At 42.9% G+C, this 24,161-nt stretch carries 23 protein-coding genes and 1 pseudogene; 8 read left to right on the top strand and 16 right to left on the bottom strand.

Features of this window, described 5'->3' with window-relative positions; all coding sequences use genetic code 11:
- The first annotated feature begins 38 nt into the window (after positions 1-38).
- Complete coding sequence (locus UYC_RS0134070; protein ID WP_016876859.1) at positions 39-518, top strand: DUF4383 domain-containing protein; 480 nt, start codon at positions 39-41, stop codon at positions 516-518.
- Positions 519-650: 132 nt separating this feature from the next.
- Here UYC_RS0134070 and UYC_RS0134065 read toward each other — a convergent pair whose 3' ends face one another.
- Positions 651-2,138, bottom strand: a complete 1,488-nt coding sequence (locus tag UYC_RS0134065) for an aminotransferase-like domain-containing protein (RefSeq protein WP_026087617.1) — start codon at positions 2,136-2,138, stop codon at positions 651-653.
- Positions 2,139-2,351: 213 nt separating this feature from the next.
- On the opposite strand from UYC_RS0134065, the gene UYC_RS0134060 reads away from it, so the two are divergent.
- Together UYC_RS0134060 and UYC_RS39240 are read left to right on the top strand one after the other, a co-directional pair.
- Positions 2,352-2,576, top strand: coding sequence for a hypothetical protein (locus UYC_RS0134060; protein WP_016876857.1), 225 nt, complete (start codon positions 2,352-2,354; stop codon positions 2,574-2,576).
- A gap of 326 nt (positions 2,577-2,902) precedes the next feature.
- On the top strand, positions 2,903-3,094 hold the full coding sequence (locus UYC_RS39240; RefSeq protein WP_200862414.1) for a hypothetical protein: 192 nt from the start codon (positions 2,903-2,905) through the stop codon (positions 3,092-3,094).
- A gap of 261 nt (positions 3,095-3,355) precedes the next feature.
- On the opposite strand, the gene UYC_RS0134050 is transcribed toward UYC_RS39240, so the two are convergent.
- The 7 genes from UYC_RS0134050 to UYC_RS0134020 form a co-directional block, all read right to left on the bottom strand.
- Positions 3,356-4,174, bottom strand: coding sequence for a DUF1838 domain-containing protein (locus tag UYC_RS0134050; RefSeq protein WP_016876855.1), 819 nt, complete (start codon positions 4,172-4,174; stop codon positions 3,356-3,358).
- Positions 4,175-4,426: 252 nt separating this feature from the next.
- Positions 4,427-5,338 carry an SDR family oxidoreductase gene (locus UYC_RS0134045; RefSeq protein WP_016876854.1) on the bottom strand — a complete coding sequence of 304 codons (912 nt, stop codon included), beginning with the start codon at positions 5,336-5,338 and terminating at the stop codon, positions 4,427-4,429.
- Between the two features lie 299 nt (positions 5,339-5,637).
- Positions 5,638-7,074 (bottom strand): hypothetical protein, encoded by a 1,437-nt coding sequence (locus tag UYC_RS0134040; RefSeq protein ID WP_016876853.1) that lies wholly within the window; start codon positions 7,072-7,074, stop codon positions 5,638-5,640.
- Entirely contained in the window at positions 7,055-7,858 is an 804-nt protein-coding gene (locus UYC_RS0134035; RefSeq protein WP_016876852.1) for an alpha/beta fold hydrolase, read from the bottom strand. The genes UYC_RS0134040 and UYC_RS0134035 overlap by 20 nt, the downstream gene beginning before the upstream one ends.
- A 34-nt stretch (positions 7,859-7,892) precedes the next feature.
- Positions 7,893-8,861, bottom strand: a complete 969-nt coding sequence (locus UYC_RS0134030) for an SDR family oxidoreductase (RefSeq protein WP_016876851.1) — start codon at positions 8,859-8,861, stop codon at positions 7,893-7,895.
- Between the two features lie 164 nt (positions 8,862-9,025).
- The gene (locus UYC_RS0134025; RefSeq protein ID WP_016876850.1) at positions 9,026-10,213 is read right to left on the bottom strand and encodes an AbrB family transcriptional regulator; all 1,188 of its coding nucleotides are present in this window, start codon (positions 10,211-10,213) and stop codon (positions 9,026-9,028) included.
- A 155-nt stretch (positions 10,214-10,368) separates the two neighbouring features.
- Positions 10,369-11,250, bottom strand: a complete 882-nt coding sequence (locus tag UYC_RS0134020) for an isocitrate lyase/PEP mutase family protein (protein WP_016876849.1) — start codon at positions 11,248-11,250, stop codon at positions 10,369-10,371.
- A gap of 645 nt (positions 11,251-11,895) precedes the next feature.
- On the opposite strand from UYC_RS0134020, the gene sbcD reads away from it, so the two are divergent.
- Positions 11,896-13,212, top strand: coding sequence for an exonuclease subunit SbcD (gene sbcD, locus UYC_RS0134005; RefSeq protein ID WP_071588471.1), 1,317 nt, complete (start codon positions 11,896-11,898; stop codon positions 13,210-13,212).
- A 137-nt stretch (positions 13,213-13,349) separates the two neighbouring features.
- Here sbcD and UYC_RS0134000 read toward each other — a convergent pair whose 3' ends face one another.
- Positions 13,350-13,877: a P-loop NTPase family protein gene (locus tag UYC_RS0134000; RefSeq protein WP_016876846.1), complete on the bottom strand. Its 528-nt coding sequence runs from the start codon at positions 13,875-13,877 to the stop codon at positions 13,350-13,352.
- Positions 13,878-14,067: 190 nt separating this feature from the next.
- Between UYC_RS0134000 and UYC_RS38695 the strand changes: the two genes are divergently transcribed.
- On the top strand, positions 14,068-14,208 hold the full coding sequence (locus tag UYC_RS38695) for a hypothetical protein (protein ID WP_157787697.1): 141 nt from the start codon (positions 14,068-14,070) through the stop codon (positions 14,206-14,208).
- A gap of 19 nt (positions 14,209-14,227) precedes the next feature.
- Here UYC_RS38695 and UYC_RS38460 read toward each other — a convergent pair whose 3' ends face one another.
- Entirely contained in the window at positions 14,228-14,440 is a 213-nt protein-coding gene (locus UYC_RS38460) for a nickel-binding protein (RefSeq protein WP_127011374.1), read from the bottom strand.
- Between the two features lie 45 nt (positions 14,441-14,485).
- On the opposite strand from UYC_RS38460, the gene UYC_RS0133990 reads away from it, so the two are divergent.
- A complete protein-coding gene (locus UYC_RS0133990) occupies positions 14,486-14,809 on the top strand; it encodes a hypothetical protein (RefSeq protein ID WP_016879838.1) in 324 nt (107 codons plus the stop codon).
- Between the two features lie 136 nt (positions 14,810-14,945).
- Here the strand turns inward: UYC_RS0133990 and UYC_RS38455 are convergent, their stop codons facing one another.
- From UYC_RS38455 to UYC_RS0133970, 5 genes are all read right to left on the bottom strand, one after another.
- On the bottom strand, positions 14,946-15,128 hold the full coding sequence (locus tag UYC_RS38455) for a hypothetical protein (protein WP_127011373.1): 183 nt from the start codon (positions 15,126-15,128) through the stop codon (positions 14,946-14,948).
- 107 nt (positions 15,129-15,235) lie between these two features.
- Positions 15,236-15,598 carry a type II toxin-antitoxin system VapC family toxin gene (locus UYC_RS0133985; RefSeq protein ID WP_016876844.1) on the bottom strand — a complete coding sequence of 121 codons (363 nt, stop codon included), beginning with the start codon at positions 15,596-15,598 and terminating at the stop codon, positions 15,236-15,238.
- Entirely contained in the window at positions 15,598-15,942 is a 345-nt protein-coding gene (locus UYC_RS0133980) for a DUF2281 domain-containing protein (RefSeq protein ID WP_016876843.1), read from the bottom strand. Before UYC_RS0133980 ends, UYC_RS0133985 begins: the two co-directional genes overlap by 1 nt.
- 25 nt (positions 15,943-15,967) lie before the next feature.
- Positions 15,968-16,126, bottom strand: a complete 159-nt coding sequence (locus tag UYC_RS39235) for a hypothetical protein (RefSeq protein WP_016876842.1) — start codon at positions 16,124-16,126, stop codon at positions 15,968-15,970.
- A 505-nt stretch (positions 16,127-16,631) separates the two neighbouring features.
- The gene (locus tag UYC_RS0133970) at positions 16,632-18,647 is read right to left on the bottom strand and encodes a serine hydrolase domain-containing protein (RefSeq protein ID WP_235083018.1); all 2,016 of its coding nucleotides are present in this window, start codon (positions 18,645-18,647) and stop codon (positions 16,632-16,634) included.
- A gap of 610 nt (positions 18,648-19,257) precedes the next feature.
- Here UYC_RS0133970 and UYC_RS0133965 point away from each other — a divergent pair.
- Positions 19,258-19,896, top strand: coding sequence for a YdcF family protein (locus tag UYC_RS0133965; RefSeq protein WP_016876840.1), 639 nt, complete (start codon positions 19,258-19,260; stop codon positions 19,894-19,896).
- A gap of 40 nt (positions 19,897-19,936) precedes the next feature.
- Positions 19,937-21,001 (top strand): annotated as a pseudogene (prfC, locus tag UYC_RS35965) (peptide chain release factor 3); the annotation flags it as partial.
- Between the two features lie 615 nt (positions 21,002-21,616).
- Here the strand turns inward: prfC and UYC_RS0133955 are convergent.
- Positions 21,617-24,037 (bottom strand): glycoside hydrolase family 31 protein, encoded by a 2,421-nt coding sequence (locus UYC_RS0133955; protein ID WP_016876838.1) that lies wholly within the window; start codon positions 24,035-24,037, stop codon positions 21,617-21,619.
- Between the last annotated feature and the right edge of the window lie 124 nt (positions 24,038-24,161).

The following is a 24,161-nucleotide window of genomic DNA, read 5'->3' as shown; positions in this document are numbered from 1 at the left end:
AGATACAGCTAAGATTTGCACAAATCAGGGGTAATCAAATGGAAAACATTAACGCCGCAAGACTGACAGAGCGTTACTGTGCTTTAGTGATTGGCGTTCTCTTTCTCATTCTTGGTATCGCTGGATTTATACCAGCTTTTGTTTCATTACCAGGAACAACAGCATCTTATATTCCCGCTAATATGGCTCATGGTGCCTATTCTGCCGGATTTGGCTATGTATTTGGGCTTTTCCCCACTAACTTCTTGCATAACCTTGTACACTGTGCCGTGGGTTTGTTAGGAATTGCTTCCTATACTAATGCCACTAGTGCGCGACTTTTCAATGCTGCTTTTGCAGTTGCCTATATTATCATTGCCATCATGGGATTACTGCCCTTTGGTAAGACGATGTTTGGATTGATGCCTATTTTTGGTAACAACGTTTGGCTAAATGCCCTGACAGCGATCGCTGCTGGTTACTATGGGCTGATTATTCCAAATAAAATAGCGGGCACGAATGTATCGCATAACGTTTAGCACTAGTAAGGTGGGCATTGCTTAGATTTGGTTCAAAACCTTATTTTGGCGTTGCGGGCAATGCCCACCCTACGCTAATTGAGAAAGGAGATAGAAAATGCGTTAACACAGCCTATGATTGCTTTGTTCGTACTAGCTAATATGAACAAGCGGTTGATAATCAGATATACTTTTACGTCCTCTGGAAAGATATTTTTTCAGCAAATTACCCAAAATAGAAATACCTTTTTCAATATCCTCTGCTGAGTTAGCGAAAGTTAGTCGCATCGCTGGATATCCCTGTTTATCTGGGAAAAATGGCGAACCACAAAAAATTAGAATATTTTGTGATAAAGCTTCTTTGGTAATTTCCTGAATGGGTATATCTCCTGGTAATTGCACCCAAAGAAATAAACCTCCTTTGGGAACAGTCCATCTTGCTTCTTCTGGAAAATAATGCTCTATTGCTTGTAGCATAATATTGCGGCTTTGAATATTTTCTGCTCGCAATTGGCTGAGATGACGGCGGTAATGCCCTGATGCTAGATACTCACTCACTATTGCCTGAGAAAATGTGGATACATGAACATCATGGAATAATTTCCGCTCCAGAATTGCTTGATAATGCTCGCCCGTAACTACCATGTAGCCGACTCTTAATCCAGGTACTAAAGTTTTAGAAAATGTACCGACATATGTTACCCAATTATTTTTATCTAAAGCCTTGATTGGGGCTGGAACAGGTTCAAAATTTAATCCTTCGTAGGCATTATCTTCCAAAATCGGGCATTCATATTGTTCGGCTAGGGCAAGCAATTTTTGACGATGGGCTTGGGTGGTAGTCAAACCTGTAGGATTGTGTAGAGTACTAATGGTGTAAATTAATTTCGGGCGATGACTGCACAGATATTGTTCTAATAATTCTAGATTCATTCCCTCAGGAGTCATGGGAATACCAATGATTTTTGCTCCTAAACTTTCTAGGATGGCAATAACTCCAAAATATGTGGGAGCTTCTACAATTACCCAATCTCCTGGGCGCACAAAATGATAAATTGCTAAAGACAAAGCTTGCTCAGAGCCATTAGTAACAATTAAATTTTCAGTTGATACATTTAATCCTTGATGTACCAACATTTGAGTAATTTGTCTGCGTAATGTTAACTGTCCTTGAGGCAAGTCGTATTTGGATAGTGCATCTGCTTGGTTCAGCGCTCGTTTAGCAATTTGCGTTAAATTCTTGGGGGGGCGAGGGCAACCAAAGCTTAAATCTATCATTCCTGGTTGCCTCTGTGCGTGTACACCAGATACGTGCATATCAAAAAAAGAATTGCTACCTGGCTCTTTGATGATTACTTCTTGAGCAGGAGAAAAGGTTGGTTGCAGGTTTGCATAAGGAACAATTTGAGTGCTAACAAAATAACCAGAACCCTGACGCGCACAGATTGCACCGTCTGCTTCTAAGACATTATAAGCCTCAATAATAGTTAGTTTATTAACTTGTAAACTCTCTGCCAGAGAACGGATCGAGGGAAGCCGATCGCCTGGTTGTAATGCTCCAGATTTAATCAGACTACTAATGCGATCGCGAATTTGCAAATAGATTGGTTGAGGTGACTGCCGATCTAAAAAAATTTTCACAATTGGGCACTCACTAATCACTACAAAAGCTTGGCTATTGGCACTATAAGCGATTTTGCTGAGGTTCACATCGTACAATTGGGTGAATTTCAACTAGTACAGTTGCAATTACAAAAACTGTACTAGTCAATCTGGGCTAATTTGTACCTTCTCTAATTAAAAATCCTGGGTGAACGTAAAGATATAGTTCGCAATTCACCAGGATTTTTTACTATGAAAAAACAGAATTTTTTATTAATTTGCCAAAATATTTGGCAAGTGATCGCCAATTGGATAGCTAGTGGTTCTGAATTACAAGTATGGCAGGAATCAGACAGTCACGGTCATCCTTTTTGTTGGCACGCCTACGATCCTGTCACGGGAAACCATGCTTGTTTTGGTTCTGAAGAAGAAATTCGGATGTGGATTGAGCAACGTTACTACACCAATTCTCTATAATGTTGAGCGCCCTTCGCCTTCACTTTAGTACCGCAAGGTGGAAGTCAAAAGAATTGTATTCCGGGCCTTTGCACCATTTTAAATGGTGTTTTTATTTACGCGCCTGCTGTACTAGAAGGTTTTGCTCACAAACAAAGCCCGTGAAGGCGATCGCTCTCATGAGTGCGTGAATTACTGAAATGAGAAAGCATTTAAGCATTTTGAGTAAGCAATATGCCTTTTTGCTTGCGGAAAACACCTTTAGGAGTGCGTGAATTACTGAAATGAGAAAGCATTCAAGCATTTTAAGTAAGCAATATGCCTTTTTGCTTGCGGAAAACACCAAAATGAGAAAGCGATCAGGCATTTTGAGTAAGCATTTTGGCAAAACGAGAAAGCGATCGGGCATTTTGTTTATTGAAATTGACTTTATTTGTTGTTTTGATGAAGTGACAAGTGATGGCGATCGCTTCTCCTCAAAATTGCCAAGCATAGTAACTTTGCATTTCAGCAAATCCTTTGTGGGCTTGTTGGGTTGAGTATGATTGCCGTATTATCTACACATTTCAGCCAAATCCTGATGAAGATGAGGATGTGATTGTGCTAATTGATATAGGCTCTCATGATGAGGTATATTGAGAAATGTATGGAAGCGATCGCCATAAAAAATCTCCAATTTGTAGTAGTAGAGTGTGTTAGGACGATAGTTCGTAACGCAACATCAACCCTCCCAAAAATAGTGGGTTAGCGAAGCGTAACCCACCCTACATTTGATTGAATAATTTATTTTTTGGAATTCCTTAATCTTCTTCTGCAACTGGTAGTGGAAATCTTTCGCCAGCCAAGTAAGCATCAAAATGTTGTTGAAAGTAAAGCCATGATGTCATATCTTCCACTTCATCTGAACAGGATTTTGGAGCATTTTTATATAAAGGAACGCGGGTATTAATTTCATCTTGAAGCAGTTGTGGTAATTCGTTAAAGCCACTAACTTTGCTACCGTAAGCACTATAGATGAGATAACCAGGGCGATCGCCCATGTTCATCCAGGGTAACCATTGACCAATCCTATCCCAACTCAGCCTGAGTTGAGAAACTGAAGACATTTTCTCATTAAATAAATCTGCGGTGGGGACAGTGATTTTAAACAACTCCGCAGCTTGGTAAGTAGATTGTGGACTGTATTGAGCTAATTTAGAATCTTCTGTCAGAGGATTATCATAAGTAGGAAATATATCAAACATAAAAGTTGTAGTATCACCGTCTACTAGCGCCGGAAACTTCCCCTTAAAATTGCCTTGCACTGGACTATTGGCGACGTGCATGATCGGAACTGTTTCTCCCGTCCAAGGATTATCCCACTTATGTAAAATCTCCTCTGTTTGGGGATCGAGGTAGTAAGTCAGTTCTCTAGAGGTAAAATCCCAGCTACCCTCTTCAGTGGGAATACACCTACTGACATTCATGCCGACCATTTTAAATAAAAGTGTTCGCTTTTCACCGGGCATAAAAGCGTAAATTTTACCTGTCCAGATTAAGAAACTGGATTCGTTAGGATCGAGGGATGAACGAGTTTTAACCCAGCACGAGGCATCTAATTCTTGAATTTGGGCAACCATTTTGAGCTTCCTTGCAATTACCTAAATTAACAATAGCTACTAGGATATATCTTCAATCTCTTAAATCCTCGAATATCAGTAAATATAGCAATCGTATTTTATTTGGAAAAATTTAAAGACACAGATCCCCGACTTTTCAAAAAAGTCGGGGATCTTTTTTTCATGAATGATTTAGGACTACTATAGTAGTTTGGTAAGGCCAATGAGTATATTCGCACATCCATCACAATTTCTGAAATACCTCGGATGACGCTACCTATATCCAGTTGCGTCAGCAGGTTTACCAACATCTGCAACCTCACGGATGTAGCGCCAAGCATCAGGCTGCGAACCATCCAGATCTGTAAAGCCATAAACCTTAGCCAGTTGACCGCTCGATAGCGACTGACCATTCCAGCGAGCAACATCGGGATCTTGGGCAAGACAGGCAACGGCACGACCGATATAACGGGGGGTTTCAGAGATAACGAAGTGAGGCTCTTTTGCTGTGGCATCCTGCCAGTTTGCTTCGCTCACCTCAAAGTGATCCAACATAATTTCTGAGCGCAACCAGCCTGGAGTCAATGCAACGGCTGTGCATTTATGGGGTTGAAGCTCTTGCGCCAGTGCCCAAGCCATGCGGATTACTGATGTTTTTGCTAGATCGTAAAACAGCGACAGTCGATAGTTTTTTTCGTTGTATTCTGCCGTGCCATCGGTGATTTCGATAACCAGTCCGCCCGGATTTTTGATTAACAGCGGCAGTGCAAAGTGGCTGGTAATGATATGCGTGTCGATCGCCAACCTCAGCATTCGTAGCCCCCGATCCAAAGAAAGCTCCCAAATAGGCTTGTTCAAATCCACTAGGTATTCTGCGCCGATATCGTTGACCAAAATATCCAACCGCCCTTGTTCGCTCTCAATTCGTGCCACCAGAGCCTGAACCTGTTTCGGATCAAGATGATCAACCTGAACAGGGATGCCCTGACCGCCCGCTTGATTCACTAGGTCTGCTGTCTGTTCAATAGTTTCAGAACGGTTGTATTCGGAGCGATGAGCGTGGGTGGTTCGACCTGTGACATAAACAATTGCACCAGTTGCACCTAGTTCAGTGGCGATGCCACGACCCGCCCCGCGTGTTGCTCCAGCCACCAGAGCTACTTTGCTCTTAAGAACCTGATTCATCTAAATCTCCTTTAGTTTTACCTCCTGTTGAAGTAGTCATCAATTCATTTGCTCGACTAATCTAGAACTGTCTTGAAAATAGGGGCTAGGGGCTAGGGGCTAGAGAAGAGAGATTTTCATGACGAGCGTTGTGTGATTTATTACATGACCGTCTAGCTTGAAAATAGGGGACTCTTAACAGGGAACAGAAAGAGGCATTTTCATGGCAAGGTTTGTGCCAAAACTGGGCGTGAATAGCTGACTTGTATTCACTATAGTAATAGGTGCAAGAAGTTGAATCTTTGCGTAGCGAACTACTATTATTCCCAGTTCACCGGGAAGCGATCGCCCGTTTCTTGAACAAACCGATCTAGTTGCTCTAAAGTTAACGAACCAGGGAGCGGGTAGCGTGATGGAATAACTCGTTTTAAATCGGTGTAATAGCGAATTAGCGTAGCAAAATTCCTGGGGAATTTATCCTCTTCCACTCCAATAAACTCACCGCGCTTGCGAGCTCGCCTGAAAACCTGACGCCAGGATTCGATGCTAGGTAAGCCTACCGCATCTACCCCGTGGGAGAAAAGCATCATATAAATTTCATCGTAGGGATCGGTGTTTTCCAAATAATTTTCAATCCACTCTAGCGAAGGCTGCATATTAAACTTCATCCAAAACGGCACGGAACCAGTACGCAAAGCCCACATTGGTTCTAGAAGAATAAATGATTCCACCAGCAAACGGTTGGCAAGCATACCGCGCTGTTTGTACCAGTGGCGATAAAGTTCAGCTACAAAAGGACTGAGATGCTCTGGTTCTTGAAAGACAATCCGCCGGATTTGATAGCCGCGATCGCGAGCGAAATTTTTTATATCATTGCGCAAGCTAGGCTCAAAACCCCATTCGGCTTCAGGGCGATCGCCATCGGGTGTAGGCGGATTCCACTGCTGCTTGGGTACGTTGTAACGCTCCAAGTATTCTGGCACGCGATCGCTACCGTGAATAAACTCTTCTGGTGTCGCGCCACCCAGCGCCCCAAACTGGAAAATGTGGCGATCGCTAACTTGCGTCGTCGGCCAGGTGCGCTGACACTCGACAATAAAAATAGTGCCGCCCCTGGGCAGACAATCTTGCAAAAACCGCTTGTAAGTTTCACCAAGGCGCAGGCGCTTGACGCGGAAATAATCCATACCCCGCAAAGTCAAACGATCTTGGTTGGGGTCATACATATGATGCAATACCAAGTCAGGGTTAGCATCAAGGAGAGGCTTTGCAACTTGCCTACCCCACTCCATCGCCTCTTTAGGATTGTCTGGATTCATCTCCGGATGCAAAACCGGGATCATAAAGGTTTGTGGCAGCCAAGGCATATCCAATGCCGCACTCAGGTGAACGAGCGCACCACTGGCAGAACCAATTGCAACTGCTGGATATTGGCGCTGGGGATACTCGCTCACCATCCACTGAGAAACTACCTCAGCACTTACACCTGACAACTGTTGGGGAAGAATTGCCTCGCCTGCACTACCCACTGTGTAGATAAATTCTTGGACTTGTCGGGGTAGTTTGTTAATCAAAGTTGCGATCGGTTCTGCGGCAGGTGGTGTTGTGCCCATGCCGGGAAAATCTTCTCCCCGCAGATAAGCCGCAGTAGCACGCAGCATGGCTGAACCGGAATCAAAATTGGCAATGTAGGGTGGTGCGATCCTAAATTTAGCAGCTAAAGAAGCCACATTCCGATTAAACAAGGGTGTTTGCATTAAACTTCTCCTTTTGTTCTGTAGCGTCGATAAACGCTCTGGTCACACGGGATAGTTCCAAAGGTTTACTGTAATTGAGAGTGTGTCCTCCACCCGGAATCACAACCAGTCGAGCATCGGGCAAGAGATTTACGACTTCTTGTGCCCACTCTTGGGACACAACCGGATCTTCTTTACCGCGCACGACGAGGGTAGGCACACGCACGTAGGGGAGTTTGGTTTCGATGGGATCTGTTAGCGCCATCTGAACAGTACGGGCAAAGCGTGGCAAGCCAGCCAGCCAGTAATCATAAATTTGAATGGGAGTTTGGGAAGGATCTTCCAAAGGGGCGTTGAGCATAAAACGCCAAAGTTGTTGCGGTAAATTGCGTGCGTGTCGATCAATTGTCGGCCCCTGTAACACGGCTCGCTCAAGGCGATCGCCATAGCGCACGGCAAACTCTGCGATAATTTGACAACCGAAGGAATTGCCGAGCATTGTTGCCCGCTCAATTCCCATCGCATCCATCCATCGGCATAAAGTATCTGCCAACTCTGGCAACTCTAATACGTGCTTTGGCTTGTCACTTTCACCATAACCGGGGAAATCTGGTGCATAGACATGGTAATAAGGTGCCAGCAACTCAGCAGTAGGAATCATATAACGGCTGGAAACTACCACCCCATGCACCAAAATCACCACAGGAGCATCCTGGAGAAGTACATCCACGGATACGCGTGAATGCATCCACAAACCATTTACATTCGTGTACTGGCTTTCCAATCTTCCTTTGCGTAGGTTCATATTTTAGCTATTAGCCATTAACAATTAACTATGCTTAGTAAATTGGTATACCTAGTACCTTTGCAGCCCGCCTTGCCAAGTCCCAAACATCTTGCGTTGTGATGCCGCCAGTACCCAGCCAATTGCCACTGATACCTGTATAATCTTGCATTGGCTCAAACAAATTGCCATCTGTTGGCGTGGCTGGTTTGTAGTCTTGGAAGTGATCCTCATCGACTTGCCGTGCCATCATCCGCTCTTCTAAATCGGGTGCTACGGTTTTTTCTAAGGCGAGAAGATAACCAGCTTGTCCGACAATAATTTCGCGCTGCGGTTTTTCCACCAATCCAACGATCGCATCAGCGACATCTTTGGCAGGATAGACGGGGCTAAGTGCTTTGGTTTTGCGACCAGTGTAATTTGCTGCGTGCTGAAATATCGGTGTATCAATTGAGGCTGGCAACACAGTACAGACGTGAATGTCGGGTGCGTTGTCTAGGTACAACTCCATGCGTAGGGAATCGGAAAGTCCGCGAATTGCATATTTGCTAATGGTATAAGGGCTAGTGTATGGCTGACCGGTTATAGCTACAACCGAGGAAACATTAATCAAGGTACCGCTTCCCTGCTCGCGGAAATAAGGTAAAGCTGCACGCGCACCGTGAATGTAACCAAATAAATTAGTATCGATTACCCGTCGAAAAGACTCCATTGGCACTTGCTCAAAACGAGCAAACAAACTAACGGCAGCATTGTTTACCCACACATCCAAGCGACCAAAATTTTCAATTGCACGCCGTGCCAGTGATTGAACTTCTGATTCAATTGTCACATCGGTTGGCACAGCTAAAGCCTTTCCGCCCAAGCGATCGCACTCCTGGGCAACTTCTTGCAAAGCAGCTTCGCGTCGAGCTGCCAACAGTAATGTCGCACGTTGTTTGGCAAACTCCAACGCCGTGGCGCGCCCAATTCCGCTTGACGCACCCGTAATCACGATGACTGAATCTTTGATTGCTCGTGGCATATGGCTGTCTCCTTATTTTGTGGCGATCGCACTTGTTAAGAGTGAATGTCCACTTTTCTTAATGGAAAGTTTGTCTGCAATCAAATTTCCTCTCCCTAGCGAGTGAAAATGTTTTTTTCACGCATTTAAAGTTTATTGATAATTTTTAGCAACTTTTCAGAACTTTAAAATGATTCCTCTGTTTGATTGTCAAGATGACGAAATAGAAACAGCCAAATCGGCAAGGAACTGTTAATGGCAATGAGTCGTACTAAATGGCTTGCCGTGACAACTTCCACATTATGATTTAATGCCAAGGCTACTAAAATCATCTCTGCAGATCCTCCTGGTGCTGTTACCAAAAGACAGGTTAACCAATCCCAAGATGTTAGTTGCATGGCAAGCATGGCAGCGATCGCTCCTGTTGCGAGAGTCATTGCCACAGATATTAAGGCATATCCTATAGTTCGTTTCCCTAAGATGGGTTTTTCACCCCAATACTCACCGATGGTAATCCCCAAAAGCATTTGACCTAGTAAATTTACTAGAGGAGGGGGAATAAAGTTAACATCACCAACTAAATGTAACCAATTAAGTAAAGGATTAAATACAATTCCAACTAACAATGCCCCAAAAAAATCGCCAGCAGGAATTTTGCACAATACAGCCAAATAAACTCCTAATCCACACAGCAGCAGTGCCAACAAGAGTAATTCAATCCCAGATGCATCAAGATTAAGCAAAGCACCCCTAATAGAGCGTGGTTGCGGATAAATTAAATTCCCAGAATAAAATGTCTTAATAAATAAAGGAATCAAAAAAACTACGCAAGTGACGCGCAGCGCTTGAACTAATGACACAAGGTTCACATTTCGATTGTAATCGGCGGCGATCGCTGACATTGGCCCTACACCACCAGGAACTGTAGCCAGCATCGCTGTCAACAAATTAGTATTGCTTAAACGAGAATAAATGTAGCCAATTAGACTGCCACACAACAGTAAGAATAAAGTGAGAAAAATAAAAACAGGAATACTAAATACAGCACCCGCCAGATTCCCATGAGCAATAGAAAAGCCAACATTTAAGCCAACAAGCGCCATGCCGATTTTTCTGGCAGTTCGATTCGGTTTAGGAGAATAGTTGTAAAAAACCCGACAAGTTTGCAGTACCGCCGCACCGGAGGCAATTCCACCGAAGATCCAGGCAATTCCCCCAACGTTAAAGTGGGAGAGGGCTAAACCTAAAGGTAAAGCTAAAAGCAGTTCTAACGCAAGGACTACTAGTTGCTTGAGAAATTGCTGTTGCTTAACAAGATTTTCTGTTGTGCTGTCTTTACTTATAGTAGGAGCAACGCTTAAGCTTTGATTCATTAGCAGGTGCTTTGTAAAGTTATTTTGCTATGTAACCAAGCTAGCGCGATCGCATCACAGATGCAGTAACTTTGGGATGACTTATATAAATACTTAGTCAACACACACTAAACCTAAGCAAAATCATTCCTTGCGATCGCCCACATAACCAACTCCTAACCACCAAACTGCTTCTCCATTTGCAGATATTTGGGAACGCCCATCAGTTCTTGAAAATCTTTAAACTTAACCAAATCTTGTAAATTAGCTGTAGTTCCCTGTTCTTTAATGTGCCGCAAACAAGCAGTCATAGTCTGCGTTACTGCCAAAAGAGCAGTGACTGGAAAAAATACTATCTTAAAACCCAACTGCTGTAACTCGGATGCAGAAATCTGAGGGGTTTTGCCGCCTTCGACAATGTTTGCAATCAGTGGCACATCAGGGAAAGCAGAGGCTATGGTTTGCAGTTCCTCAACAGATTGGGGTGCTTCCACAAATAGTGCATCTGCCCCAGCTTCTATGTATGTACTGCCACGCCGAATTGCTTCCTCTAAACCTAGTTGGGCACGAGCATCAGTACGGGCAATAATCACTAAACCGCTATCACCCCTTGCCTGTACTGCCGCCCGAATTTTTCCTGCGTGTTCTGCCATCGAAATGACTCGCTTTCCCTCAAAATGACCGCATTTTTTCGGCCATTCTTGGTCTTCTAAAATCACTCCTGCCACACCTAACTGTACAGCCTCTTTGACTGTACGAATCACATTTAAGGCATTGCCGTAGCCAGTATCCATATCGGCAATCAACGGAATGCTTACTGACTGAGCTATTCGCCCGACAGTGTATAGCATTTCTGTGACAGTCAGAAAACCATAATCTGGTAAACCGAGGTTGGAAGCAGCAATACCAAAGCCACTGGTAGCAACTACATCAAAGCCTAGTTGTTCCACTAACTTAGCTCCCAGACAGTCGTAAACTCCGGGAATTACAAGAATTTCCGGACGTGCAAGCAACTGTCGCAGTTTTTGTCCAGAAGTTTGCTCAACGCCTAATGGCATATACTCAAAGCTTGACGGCATCTAAAGTTTGCTGACTCAGCATAACATGGGACTGCAAAGCAGTCCTAGCCTATTACTTAACGTTTGATGGCACCAAAGATTTTTGAATTATAGGAACTTGTCAAATCACAACTACGCAAATTTTAGGAATCTCCAATTTCAATCATTTGTCCTAGAGTAATCGTACCCAGTACGTTGCGAACATTTGGTATTAGCGGAACCAAATCGGGAAGACGATTGCTAAATGCCATATTACAAATTTTAAAACCCCTCTCATTACCGAGTGGGGTTTTGTAAACTTTTTTTTGCTAAAATTTTTATCCCTTGGGTTTAGAACAAACTCATGATTGTAATGATACTAGCGCTAGTTACCATTACCAATGCTCCCAGGACAAGAGATTGACCTAGTTGGTTTGGAGTTTTTGATTCGTTCATTTTTAGAATTTTTTATTTTTGCGGATTCTACCTACAATATCAAAATCAGTATATTTATCAATAAAAAACCAGTAAAACTTAAAATAGCGTTACTTATCTTAGTAAAAGCAAGGGTAATTACTTAAAAATAATAGCTAATAGCTAATAGCTAATGGCTAATAATTAATTAACAATTAGCTATAAGTAACTAGCAAATCGCAACTTAAGAATATGATTAAGCTTCTCCACCTTTCGGATATCCATATGGGAAGCGGCTTTTCCCACGGACGTATCAATCCAGAGACAGGCACAAATACACGATTAGAAGATTTTGTTAATACTTTGTCTCGTTGTATGGATCGAGCGCTGGCAGAACCTGTTGATTTGGTTATCTTTGGCGGGGATGCTTTTCCCGATGCCACACCGCCACCCTACGTTCAGGAAGCTTTTGCCAGTCAGTTTCGTCGCCTTGTAGATGCTCAAATTCCTACCGTGTTGCTGGTGGGCAACCACGATCAACATTCGCAAGGGCAAGGAGGGGCAAGTTTATGTATTTACCGAACTTTAGGCGTGCCGGGAGTTGTTGTAGGTGATAAGTTAACTACTCACTGCATCCAAACCCGCAATGGTGCGGTGCAAGTAATTACTTTACCTTGGCTGACTCGTTCTGCATTGATGACGCGCCGAGAAACTGAAGGTTTATCTCTAGCGGAAGTTCATCAACTGTTAATTGAACGCCTGCAAGTTGTTTTGGAAGGAGAAATTCGTCGCCTCGATCCGAAGTTACCAACTATTCTTTTGGGTCACTTGATGGTAGATAATGCCAGCTTGGGAGCCGAGCGTTTTTTGGCAGTAGGTAAAGGCTTTACAATTCCCTTGTCAACTTTGGCACGACCTTGTTTTGACTACGTAGCTTTAGGACACATCCACCGCCATCAAAACTTGAATAAATCAAATAATCCCCCGATGGTTTATCCGGGTAGTATTGAGCGGGTGGATTTTAGCGAAGAGAAGGAAGACAAAGGCTATGTAATGGTTGAGTTGGAACGGGGTAATGTTAAGTGGGAATTTTGTCCTTTGCCAGTACGGAGTTTTTGCACTATCGAGGTGGATGTATCAAAAGCAGAAGATCCCCAAGCTGCAATTGCCAAAGCGATCGCCAAACATAATATTGAAGAAGCAGTTGTCAGATTAATTTACAAGCTTCGTTCCGAACAGCTAGATTTAATAGATAACGCCGCACTGCATAAGGCTTTGAGTTTAGCTCACAACTACACAATTCAGCCAGAATTAGTGAGCCAGTTAGCTAGACCGCGCGTTCCTGAATTAAGTGCCAGTAACAGCATAGATCCGATAGAAGCACTGAAAACATATTTAAACAACCGCGAAGATTTAAAAGAGATTGCAGCATCAATGCTAGAAGCAGCCCACAAGTTATTAGCTGTGAACGAGGAAGATTGGCTAGAAACCAGTTTGGGTGAAGAAGGCTCTAATTTGGACAATCAGTTACCAGTCGGTACTACAAATTCTCAGTTAAGGCTGCTTTAAGCCTACGGTTGCCAAAAGCTGTGTCTTGTGGATAGATATGACTAATAGCTCCGCCTAATTGCCAGATGTGAGTTGATTAGTGCTTAGGCTTTCAAGTATTCGCTCAATCCGGTCGAGGCGATCGCATAAAAGCTCGGTTAGGCTGATGCACCAGTTTCTATTAATTCAATAAATTGCGAAATCTCTTTAGTCGAGCGTAGATGATAAACACTTTTGACGTTTTGAGCCTGCTTGATATATTCACGATATTTTGGAGTCAAATATTTGTGACATAACCAAAGCACGCGGTAGCTAGTCAGCGAACTCCTCAAGATTGGACTATTTTGAGGCCAGCCTTCTGGCGGTTTAAAGTAACCTGTGATGAATCGTTTAGTTACCCACCATCCATGCACATATAGCGGTAAATCGACAAAAACCAGAGTATCTGCCTCGTTCAGTCGTTGCCAGAGGGTTTCCATGCAACCAAACCCGTCAATAATCCATCGGTCAGTCACTAAAATTTGCTGATGGGCACGCTTATAATCTTCATGTGGAACCTCAGCACCTCCTGATTGAAACTGAATCTTGTCCAAGATGTGAAGTGGTAAACCAGTGATTTGGTATAATCTCTTGCTGAGAGTTGATTTCCCGCCTCCAGCATTACCAAACACCGCTACTTTTTTCATTGTCACTTTCCTTTTAGTGGGTATCAGGAATTGGGGATAGGGAATTGGGAAAAGAAGACAAGGAGACACGAGGACAAAGATTTTTCCTACTCTCCCTCTCTCCCCCTTCTCTTCGAGCGTCCTTAGTCCCTATTACAATCCAGTCTGCTAAATTAGGAAACAACCCAGACTAGGACATTCCCAAAAAAATTTGCAGAAGATTGCAATCTCCGATCCTAAAATTCAGGCGCGATCGCATTCAGTCTGCAACTTCTCAAAACAATTGCTCAAAAATAACGATTTTGATATTGAAGTTGGAACAATCCAGATAGGCAAAGAAAAATACCTTTGAGTTGTTCTCCACGACACGCCTAAGTGGCTTCGTACACTTCTGCGAGCCACAGTTGATCAAAATTGATACCAAGGTGACGATATGATTCTCGCAATGCCTCTGCATCGGGTGCATTAAATTCGCAAATAATCCGATGATAGTCAGGGGAAACGAGCGATCGCACTTGGGGATACACGGGTTCGTGGGGCGATCGGATTTGGCACGCATGATCTAAATAATTAGTGGATACCAAATGCAATATAAGGCAGTATTAAGTTAGATGATTAGTAAAAAATCCATGTCTATCTTTACGAAAATCAATACCTCTACTAAATCAACCTCTCTAAACAAAGATGAAGAGGATTTGAGAGCTATTGCATACAGCATGGACTTATTAATTCCTGGCTTGTACATTTGGTTCCCTGGATTAAAAATTCGTTTAGGTGGCAACACTCCAGATGATGAACCATACAGATACCCTGGAACAATTCATGATGCTTATGGTATTGCGTTAGTATTACCTGGGTACAAAATATTTACTACATACCAGGGTACGTATGACCCTAGAGAAACACCAGATTCAAGGACTACCACCGTTGAGCGTCAAAGTGATGCCATCTAGTCAGTTTGCTCAGATGATGCAAAACGCTGGTTAAATTTTGTCTGGTAGCGCCCCAAGAAAAGGTAACAGAATCAAAGTCTGGTGGGTGCATGACCAATATCCAAGGGTGGAAGCAATATATAGTTCTGATAAAAGTTTAGTAATAACTGCTTATCACGTTTAATTTTTCGAGGATAAAAGTGCGATCGCGCCTCACCCCTGCCATGACATAAATCTTGAGCAATCTTAGATGCGATCGCACTCTCAAGCTGTCATTGAGATACTGGCAGTGCTCAACACCGCGTTGGGCAAGTTCGGAAGCCTCTGTATAGGCAAGCAATCGCAGGCTGTGTTCTGCCGCAGTGAGAAAGGTTTTTGCAGCTAACTGACGATCGCCACCAAGGGAAGCATGATGGGCAACATCACCAGACCCTTAATACCAATTCTTCAAAGTAGAGCTACAGCAGCAATCCAAAGGTCATTTTCATCAAAGCCCAGGTCTGTCACCTGAATTTTTCTCCGCTTGCTTTTTTCCTTGGGTCCAAATTGTCTCATTAAGGCTGCTTTGAGTTGACCATATATGATAGCAGTATCCTCAATCAAAGAGTAAATACGTATATCTTCAATAAATTCTGTCAACCTAACAAGATTAGTTTCCCTTTGTGCAGAATTTTCCATCATATATGTAAGTTCTCCCTGCACAATTACACAGGTAGCGATGTTTAATTCTCCAACCTCAGTTATTCGACGAATGACGTTTGGTTCGCCAAGAATGATAGCACTACAGTGATTAGTATCTAGCAGGTACATTACTCAAAAGGATTTAAGTCATAATCGAACTTGGCTTTGCCACGAGTGGCGTAAACAGACTGAAGACACTCATCGAAGTCATCACCTGCCCAGGTGCCTGCGTGTCTGAGAATGGAACGGCCGGAAGCCGGACGGTAAGGTAGTTGAGAATTGTCTGTCGGTTTTTCTTGTGGTTGATTTAGGGTATCGGAACCTGGTGTTTCTGGCTTAATGTGCGGGGATTGCGTATCTTTTTTGGCTGATTCTTGCTTAGTCTTCAAAAAGCGTAGAAAATCAAGAGTTTCTTCTAGGAGGGACTCTGGAGAGGATTCAATTTCTTGGAGCAGAATTTCTTTGATAGTCATAAAAATATTATTTAGGTAACGTCCATCAAGTTTCTTGAGGTGGTCGTTGGGGATATTGCTTTACTACCCAGCGAGAGATGATTTCTGAGCGCACATTGTCTACAGCTTTGGGCGATGATGCACTCATCCATCCTCCCCAAGTAGTCAGAGTTTCAACAAGTTGGTTAGGAAGATGATAGCTCATAGTATCTGTTAATGAAGCTACAAGCAATGGTGCAATGTTCCCTGAACGTAATTCTTTGCCATGAAGATATTTACCAAGCGCACGCAGTACTGCCGTTGCAGAGTCAATACTTGTAATATAGGGAGGTCTGACTCCTCTTGATGCCAGTAGTTTAGTTATTTTCGGAGCTGTTGGGGGAAATTATATAGAGTATACCTTTGGAAAGAAATCTCACTTTTTTCAATTTAAATCTCTAGCTAATATTGCTCTTCTATCTGTTAATGGGTTTACCTTCCGCTTTACGTTAAATCTGAGCTTTTTTTAAATGCAGAGGAACACAGAGTAAGCGCATTAGGCGCTGAGTCGCAAAGCGACACGCTACGTGAACGCCTTCCCGCAGGGTAGGAATGCAGAGCTTTGCTGAAATTAATTTGTTATGAATTTGTGCAATTTTATAATTACCTGAACCTGAGTGAATCTCGATCAACTTTAGCAATCTTTTTAGAGATAAAAATTAACAATGTTGTTAAAATTTAAATCCTAATAAATTCCAGTAAGCCAACCAAGGAATAAAAATTAATGCGGCTAAAGTAATTAAAGAATAGTGAATTCGTCTGCTCAAAGACCAATAATTCTTAAACCAAGCTAATACTGTAAACATCAATAACCCCAAAGACAGAATAGTAGTTATCAGTGGCAGACAAAGTAACGCTACTACAATACTAGGAACACCATACACCAGCTTCCATAAGCCAATTATCCAAAGTGACAAAGGTAAGCCAATTAAAAACACTAAATTTAAAATACTAACCAGACCAGCTACTACCCAAGCATTATTTAACTGCTGTTGAGACGTAATACGCTTTCTTCTCAGACGACGAATGAGAGGGCGTATTGGATAGACTATGACGGCTGATACAAAAACAATCGCACAAAAGCCAACAATTCCTAATAGTACCCAAATAGTTTCATACCACGGTACTCGCTCAAAGGCTCCGATTTTGGGCCAAAGTGGATTAAAGGCAAAGGCAATATTGCCCGTGCTATCCTCACCAAAGGCTGTATAAGCGTCATCATCAACTCTCTTGAATAACATTGGTTCCACAGGTACTAACCGCAATTTTGGAGCATTTCCCAGGAAGAACAAACCAGGGGTACTAATCACCAAAGTACCGTTGTCACCTTTGTTAATATTGATATGCTCAAACGGTGCAGTTACCTTAGCGAAGGTGTGGCGGGGATACTCTAAATCTCGGTAAGTGCCAGTGAAGCGTTCAAGTTGAGCATCGGTAAGGGTAAGTGGTTTAACAGGTGCAGGTTTTTCGGTAATTGGAAAATAGCGGTCTAAAAATTTAGTTAGGAATTCTCCATGCACTCCACTAAAGCTGTTAGTAGCAATAAAAATACCAATATTTTGCTCCGGCATGAGGGTGAGAGAGCTAGAATACCCCCGCAAGCTTCCCACATGTCCAATCATGCGAATGTTGTTTTCCAAACGTTCGCGAAAACTGTAGCCAGTACCCGGTAATTTGGGATGGTGGGTGAAGTGCTGTTCATGCATCAGCCTTACAGTATCTTCTTCCAAAATGCGCGAGTTTTCGTAGCGACCAAGCAGTAGGTGAGCAATCATAAAGCGAGCCATATCTGTAGCCGTTGCACTCATAGCCGCAGCTGGGGCAATATTCAAATACAAATATGGAACAGGTTTAAAGTTGCCATTTTGATACTGATAGCCCACAGCCAAATCATTAACTAAAGCTGGCGGGGGTGGCTGAAGAAACGTACTCCGACGCATGGACAATGGCTGGAAGATGTTTTTGTCAATATATTCAATGAAGGGAATACCAGAAATTTTTTCCACTAAATAGCCTAATAAAGCGGTGCTATGGCTGGAATAGCTATATATTTTACCAGGAGGCCACACAATCGGTGGCATATACTTAGGTAAGTAATCGACTAAAGGTATCATTTCGGCTTCTGTACGAGCTGCAATACTGATTCGTCGCTTCGTCGTACCGTCAGTGTGGGTCATCAACTGAGCAACTTTGGCTGGTTCAGGGTAAGGGTTTTCCAGCTGGAAGTCTGTCAGGTAGTTGTTAACAGGAGCATCTAAGTCAAGCTTTCCTCGTTCGTACAACTGCATTGCGGCTGTAGCTGTAAATAGCTTTGAAATAGAGGCTAGGCGAAACAGGGTTTTATCTGCAACTACTGGTATCTTTTTTTCTACGTTCGCGTAGCCGTAGCCTTTAGCAAAAAAGAGTTTCCCATCTTTAACTACAGAAATGACTGCGCCAGGGATGTGAGACTTTGACAGTTCCTCATTGATGATTTTGTCTACAAAGGCTTCAAATTCCTGGGGTTCATTTAATCCAGGTGCAGTAGGAGATGGTTGTACAGGTGGTTCTGGTGTAATAGGTTGTTGCTGTTGAGGTTCTGAAAGCGGAAAATTGGGTGTATCTTGAGTCCAGCCAGGTAAAGCAGGCAGGGAAAAAAATAGGATGCCTACCATTACCCAACAAATCAGCTTTCTGAGATTATACATACGTTTTTATCAACCGACTATTTAGACAAGAGCATTACTGATTAACTTATAGGTTTTAGATTTAAATTAAGTCTAAATAGTGGAAAATCCGTGGAGGCTCGCTTATGTTTCTCTCCTCAAAACCAACCTGCTTTTTAATTTCTGTCGTTTGAATTAAATATTTTTACCTAGAGATAGATATTACTGTTATAGCGCCAATATCTTAAATATAGAAGAATCAAAATTATTTGATTACAGAAACATATGGTAAGTATTTTTAAATTTTTAGGATTATAAAGCATTCGCTAAGATATTGATAACTTCTTTTTGTTTGTGGAAATATTAACTCTCTCTAAAGAAATAGCCAAATTATATCTTAGGTAAGAATTGGGCACGTAATAATAATTTATCCACTATATTTCCACTATCTATACTTAACTTTCTAGCTATGGGGATTTCCAGCATTGATGTAATTTTTAAGTTGATGATTATTCTTTTGTGCTACGCTGTTCAGCTACTTCTTCACGGAGTAATTTGAACAATAGAGAAAATTGGATTAAGAAAATCAAATTTTAATTGTAGGTAAGCTTTTTAACTATTCATTTACACTCTCTACTAGGTGAAAAACTGAATGTGGACTGATAAAAGCTTTATAAGAGGGCAGATGATTTTTACTTATAAAAAGCTCAAGAAGTACCATTTCCTTTTTCTTATCATTGCTGCTATCCCTCTTTGGGTTTATAGCATCATTATTTTCCGGTTGAGCGTAGCTTATTATCAAGCACCTCGTCCTCAAGCTATTCTCATGCTAGGGGGTAGCCCTACTCGGCCAAAGTTTACGGCTCAATTTGCCCAGAGGCATTCTTCTTTAGATATTTGGGTTTCTTCTGGTTTACCTCCTGAGCAAGTACGTCCCATTTTTCGAGAAGCCAATATATCAAAAAATCGGATACATCTGAATTATGAAGCTGTCGATACTGTGACGAACTTTACTACCCTAATTGATAATTTCAAACGCCATGAGATTCGCCATGTTTACTTAATAACATCTGATTTTCATATGCCACGAGCTAAGGCTATTGCCACGATTGTCTTGGGTAATCAAGGGATTGCTTTTACACCTGTTGCCATTCCAACCAAACGACCAACAGAAGCTTGGTTATTTACTCTACTTGATAGCGGTCGTGCATTGTTGTGGTTGTTTACTGGATATACTGGAGCTGGTCTAAACGCTTACTTTTCTTATGACCAACTAGAAAACCTTTTCTAATCTCAAAAATTTTCATGAAATTTGAGAATTACGGGATGCGATCGCCCCGCAAGAAATAGATCGTCGGCGTAACTTTGCGATCATCTCTCACCCAGACGCAGGTAAAACGACACTTACCGAAAAGCTGCTACTCTACGGAGGAGCTATTCAGCAAGCCGGTTCTGTAAAAGCCCGTCGCGCCCAACGCCACGCTACCTCAGATTGGATGGCAATGGAGCAACAACGGGGTATCTCCATCACTTCAACAGTCTTACAATTCGAGTACCAAGGGTTTCTACTTAATCTACTAGATACGCCAGGACACCAAGATTTCAGTGAAGATACTTACCGAACCCTAGCGGCTGCCGATAATGCAGTTATGCTTATTGATGCTGCTAAGGGATTGGAAACACAAACTCGCAAACTATTTGAAGTTTGCCGATTGCGTTCTCTGCCTATCTTCACCTTTATTAACAAGCTGGATCGTCCCAGTATGTCACCTTTAGAACTAATTGATGAAATTGAGCGAGAGTTAGGACTTTCAACTTATGTTATCAATTGGCCTATTGGTACGGGTGACCAATTTCGAGGGGTTTTTGACCGTCGCCATCAGCAAATTCATCTGTTTCAAAAGACAGCTGCTCATGGCAGCAAAAAAGCCGCAGATACCACTATCTCCTTGGGAGATCCAAGGATTGAGTCGCTTCTAGAGCCAGAGTTATACTACCAGCTCAAAGAAGACCTAGAGATTCTTGATGGGGTAGGTTCGACCTTCGACTTAGAAGCAGTGCATCAGGGTAAGATGACACCAGTGTTTTTTGGCAGCGCCATGAACAACTTTGGTGTGGAGTTGTTCCTAGAGTCATTTTTGGAATATGGACTTAAGCCAACTCCCCACGAAAGTAACAAAGGTCAAATTCCCCCTACCTATCCAGAGTTTTCTGGGTTTGTGTTCAAGTTACAAGCCAACATGGACCCCAAACACCGCGATCGCATTGCTTTTTTGCGGGTCTGCTCTGGTAAGTTTGAAAAAGACATGCTAGTTAACCATGCCCGTACAGGTAAAACTATCCGGTTATCTCATCCCCAAAAGTTGTTTGCTCAAGAACGGGATACCGTGGAAGTATTTATCGCTATCACCAGTATTTAGACGCAAGTGGCCAAGTATCTACGAAGCGTTACAAGATAGCAGACCACAGCGACAAAAATTAATGCAGTTATACATCAAATGGTACGTTAGACTATAAGCAGCCAAATTAATAGGCTAAACTCGTTGGATACGATGCTCCCAAAGTCCCAAAGGGCGATCGCGCCAATGCTGATTTAGAGTTCGCCTAGTTTCCTACACCACTTACTGCAAATACTTCCGATCGCTGCAAGGCTGACGCTGCACCTTAAGGTGGACAATCACAACTATTTAAGGCGAAAGAAGAGATTGTTACCTGCAACATGAACCGAACCTGCTGGCTATTGAATAATGACAAGGCGTTTATTACGTTAACGCAAGCATACCATAGCTTCGTTACAATTTGCAATAAAAGTATAATATGGCTGAAACTACTGTTTTTTGGCGATCGCTCCGCGCAACTAAATAAAATGCCTATTTTTCCGACAGAGTGCTATGTGTACTTTTAACCGTCGGGTAAGGCGATCGCGTAACTTTTCGGTCTATTGAAATTCTTAGAACAATTGCTGCTTCATTACCAAAATTAAGTATGCATAAATTCTTGTTTGTGTCAAGTTAATTGAACTGCAAGCGGACTTGTTTGAATAAGCGACACTCAATTTGTTGCCTTGGTGTTAAAACTTCTTGTTCATCAATCCATGCCTGCTGAATGGATATACCATGAACTTGCAATTGAATGGATGAGTAAGGAAACTCAAACTCTCCCTGCTGTTCCCAGGTAATTTCTAACCCTGTTTCACTTCGGTTGAGATAAAATTTGTCGAGCCGAAACTTGCCATACCCATCCCCTGCATCACTATAGACACAGCCTTCATTATTACCAGACACGGGTGGGTAAACATGGAGAATCAGTTGCTCGCCGTCTTGCATGGGCAAAATACTGCCTGCTTTTACGAGTAACGGAATACAATCCAGGGGTGCTTCTAAATCAATCGTTTGCCTTCCCCGAATTAACGTATCGTTCCAGAAATCATACCAGTGTTCCTTGGGAAGATAAATCGTGCGGGAATCGCTCCCTGGCTGGACAATGGGACATACTAGTAGCGCATCACCAAGGCAGAACGCATCTTCCACATCCCATAACTGTGAATCCGTCCAATCTGACCAAAAAAGCGGGCGCACGGGTGGATATCCTTTCTGAGTAGTCTCCCAAGCTAACGTGTAGAAGTAGGGCATTAAGCGATCGCGTAACTGAAGGAATCGACGCAGGATGCTCAAATACGGTTCACCATAAGTCCATGGAGTACGCGGGACAACACTAATCGCGCAGTGGGTTCGATAGAAGGTGAAAAACGTCGCCATCTGAAACCAGCGCAGATAAAGTTCTGCGGTTGGATTGCCTTGAAAGCCGCCAATGTCAGAGCCACTATAGGGAATTCCAGACAGCCCCAATCCCACAATGATTGAGATCGTTTGTCGTAAAGCATCCCAAGTACTTGCAACATCGCCCGTCCACGTCCAGGCATAGCGTTGCAGCCCAGCCCACCCCGATCGCGATACAATAAACGGGCGTTGCTCTGGACGAAATTGACGGAGACTTTCGTAGGCGGCTTCTGCTTCGAGCATTCCGTAGAGATTGTGTGCCTCGCGATGATTGCCCCCTCTTCCTTCCATGCTGTGTTGAGCCACTTGAGGAAGTGTGCGATCGCCCCAAGAGACAAACGTTGCAGGTTCATTCATATCGTGCCAAAAGCCTGCCACACCAATGTCTAAGAGGTAAGCATATTGACGGCTCCACCACAATCGCACCTTGGGATTAGTAAAATCAGGGAACGCTTTTCCGCCTGCCCACACGGGTGCGATGACAAGTTGTCCATCGGGATACTTGCAAAAGGCATTGAGAATTTGTCCTTCGATAAATAAATTACTGGCTCGGCTAAATTTCACACCGGGATTATTGATGGCAATGACGTGAACGCCTAATTGCAATAACTCTTGAATAAAGCCGTCGAGATCCGGGAAACGAATCGGGTCGATTGTAAATGGGCGATGGGCAACCTGACAGTCAATATCGAGATGAACGGCACTCAAAGGCAACTTATTGTTTTGAAAGGCTGCAACTTCTTGGCGAATTGCCGCTTCAGTATAGTAGCCCCAACGGGATTGATGATAGCCCAATGCCCAACGGGGTGGCAGGGATGCACGACCGGTTAATTGAGTGTAGCGTTCAATCAAGTCAGCAGGTTCGCCAATAGTCATGTAATAGCGAAGCGATCCGCCTGCAAACGCTGCGGTAGTAACATCAGCAAACGTGAATTCGGCGCGAAAGGAATTCTCATAAAAAACAAGATAACTTCCTGCCTGATGTAAGCCCATATAAACCGGGATACAGATATACATCGGATCTATTCCCGAACCGTAGCCAGCCGGATCATAGTTCCACATCTGGTAGGTTTTAGGCTTTTGCTGAGGATTTTTTGCAGCCCGTAAATTTAGTGTAGAGGCACGTTCGCCTAATCCATAAATATGTTCTTCTGAGCGTAATTGAGCTTGATGCACCAAACGTTCACCATACCATTGAGGCGGAAGTTCTTCTCTGAGAACTTCGACCGCTTGATTGAAGAACCTAACATATCCATTAACAGTAACTTCTATAGTCAAACTATCACTTTTAATAATGGCGCAATCTTCTTTTTCTTCTAAAGAAACTTCAACCAAATCCCAATCTTGAGTAGCAATGGCATAAGGAATGGGGAGAAGACCAGGCGACCAATTCAGTCGGACTAAATCGTGAGTCAGGAAATCAATTTCAAGTTCTGCTTGTTCAAAATAGATGTGAAATCCTCTTTCGCTAGGTTTAATTTGCAGAAGTTTTCCAGGGGTAACTAATGATTCAGAACCACGCTTGGGAAGATAGTAGCGCTCGTAGCGATCGCGCTTTAATGAATACAAAAATGCTTGCGGAATATATTGCAAATAAAACAGCGACTTCAGCAAAAACCTAAACTTCTGTGAAATCTTGTTCAAGAATTCCATATTTCTCGCAAGAATGCTACATCATTAACGCTAATCGCTAAGTTTCTGTAATCCTTCCACTAATAGATCAACCTCTGTCTCTATCAAAAGCTTGAATTAAGACCCAGCCGTTAGCCACAGCTAA

The sequence above is a fragment of the Chlorogloeopsis fritschii PCC 6912 genome (assembly GCF_000317285.1).
GTDB classification, from domain to species: Bacteria; Cyanobacteriota; Cyanobacteriia; order Cyanobacteriales; family Nostocaceae; genus Chlorogloeopsis; species Chlorogloeopsis fritschii.
The sequence above is the reverse complement of the archived record's forward strand: the minus strand, read 5'-3'. Positions and strand labels throughout refer to the sequence as shown.

Coding starts and splice junctions, on each gene's coding strand:
- UYC_RS0134020 (WP_016876849.1), bottom strand. CDS start 11,250: ATGCCATTAGGCGTTGAGCAAACTTCTGGACAAAAACTGCGACAGTTG.
- UYC_RS0134050 (WP_016876855.1), bottom strand. CDS start 4,174: ATGGTTGCCCAAATTCAAGAATTAGATGCCTCGTGCTGGGTTAAAACT.
- UYC_RS0133970 (WP_235083018.1), bottom strand. CDS start 18,647: ATGTATAATCTCAGAAAGCTGATTTGTTGGGTAATGGTAGGCATCCTA.
- UYC_RS0134030 (WP_016876851.1), bottom strand. CDS start 8,861: ATGCCACGAGCAATCAAAGATTCAGTCATCGTGATTACGGGTGCGTCA.
- UYC_RS0134070 (WP_016876859.1), top strand. CDS start 39: ATGGAAAACATTAACGCCGCAAGACTGACAGAGCGTTACTGTGCTTTA.
- UYC_RS0133965 (WP_016876840.1), top strand. CDS start 19,258: ATGTGGACTGATAAAAGCTTTATAAGAGGGCAGATGATTTTTACTTAT.
- UYC_RS0134025 (WP_016876850.1), bottom strand. CDS start 10,213: ATGAATCAAAGCTTAAGCGTTGCTCCTACTATAAGTAAAGACAGCACA.
- UYC_RS0134040 (WP_016876853.1), bottom strand. CDS start 7,074: ATGCAAACACCCTTGTTTAATCGGAATGTGGCTTCTTTAGCTGCTAAA.
- UYC_RS0134000 (WP_016876846.1), bottom strand. CDS start 13,877: ATGAAAAAAGTAGCGGTGTTTGGTAATGCTGGAGGCGGGAAATCAACT.
- UYC_RS0134060 (WP_016876857.1), top strand. CDS start 2,352: ATGAAAAAACAGAATTTTTTATTAATTTGCCAAAATATTTGGCAAGTG.
- UYC_RS0133990 (WP_016879838.1), top strand. CDS start 14,486: ATGTCTATCTTTACGAAAATCAATACCTCTACTAAATCAACCTCTCTA.
- sbcD (WP_071588471.1), top strand. CDS start 11,896: ATGATTAAGCTTCTCCACCTTTCGGATATCCATATGGGAAGCGGCTTT.
- UYC_RS0133985 (WP_016876844.1), bottom strand. CDS start 15,598: ATGTACCTGCTAGATACTAATCACTGTAGTGCTATCATTCTTGGCGAA.
- UYC_RS0134035 (WP_016876852.1), bottom strand. CDS start 7,858: ATGAACCTACGCAAAGGAAGATTGGAAAGCCAGTACACGAATGTAAAT.
- UYC_RS39235 (WP_016876842.1), bottom strand. CDS start 16,126: ATGAGCTATCATCTTCCTAACCAACTTGTTGAAACTCTGACTACTTGG.
- UYC_RS39240 (WP_200862414.1), top strand. CDS start 2,903: ATGAGAAAGCGATCAGGCATTTTGAGTAAGCATTTTGGCAAAACGAGA.
- UYC_RS0133980 (WP_016876843.1), bottom strand. CDS start 15,942: ATGACTATCAAAGAAATTCTGCTCCAAGAAATTGAATCCTCTCCAGAG.
- UYC_RS0133955 (WP_016876838.1), bottom strand. CDS start 24,037: ATGGAATTCTTGAACAAGATTTCACAGAAGTTTAGGTTTTTGCTGAAG.
- UYC_RS0134045 (WP_016876854.1), bottom strand. CDS start 5,338: ATGAATCAGGTTCTTAAGAGCAAAGTAGCTCTGGTGGCTGGAGCAACA.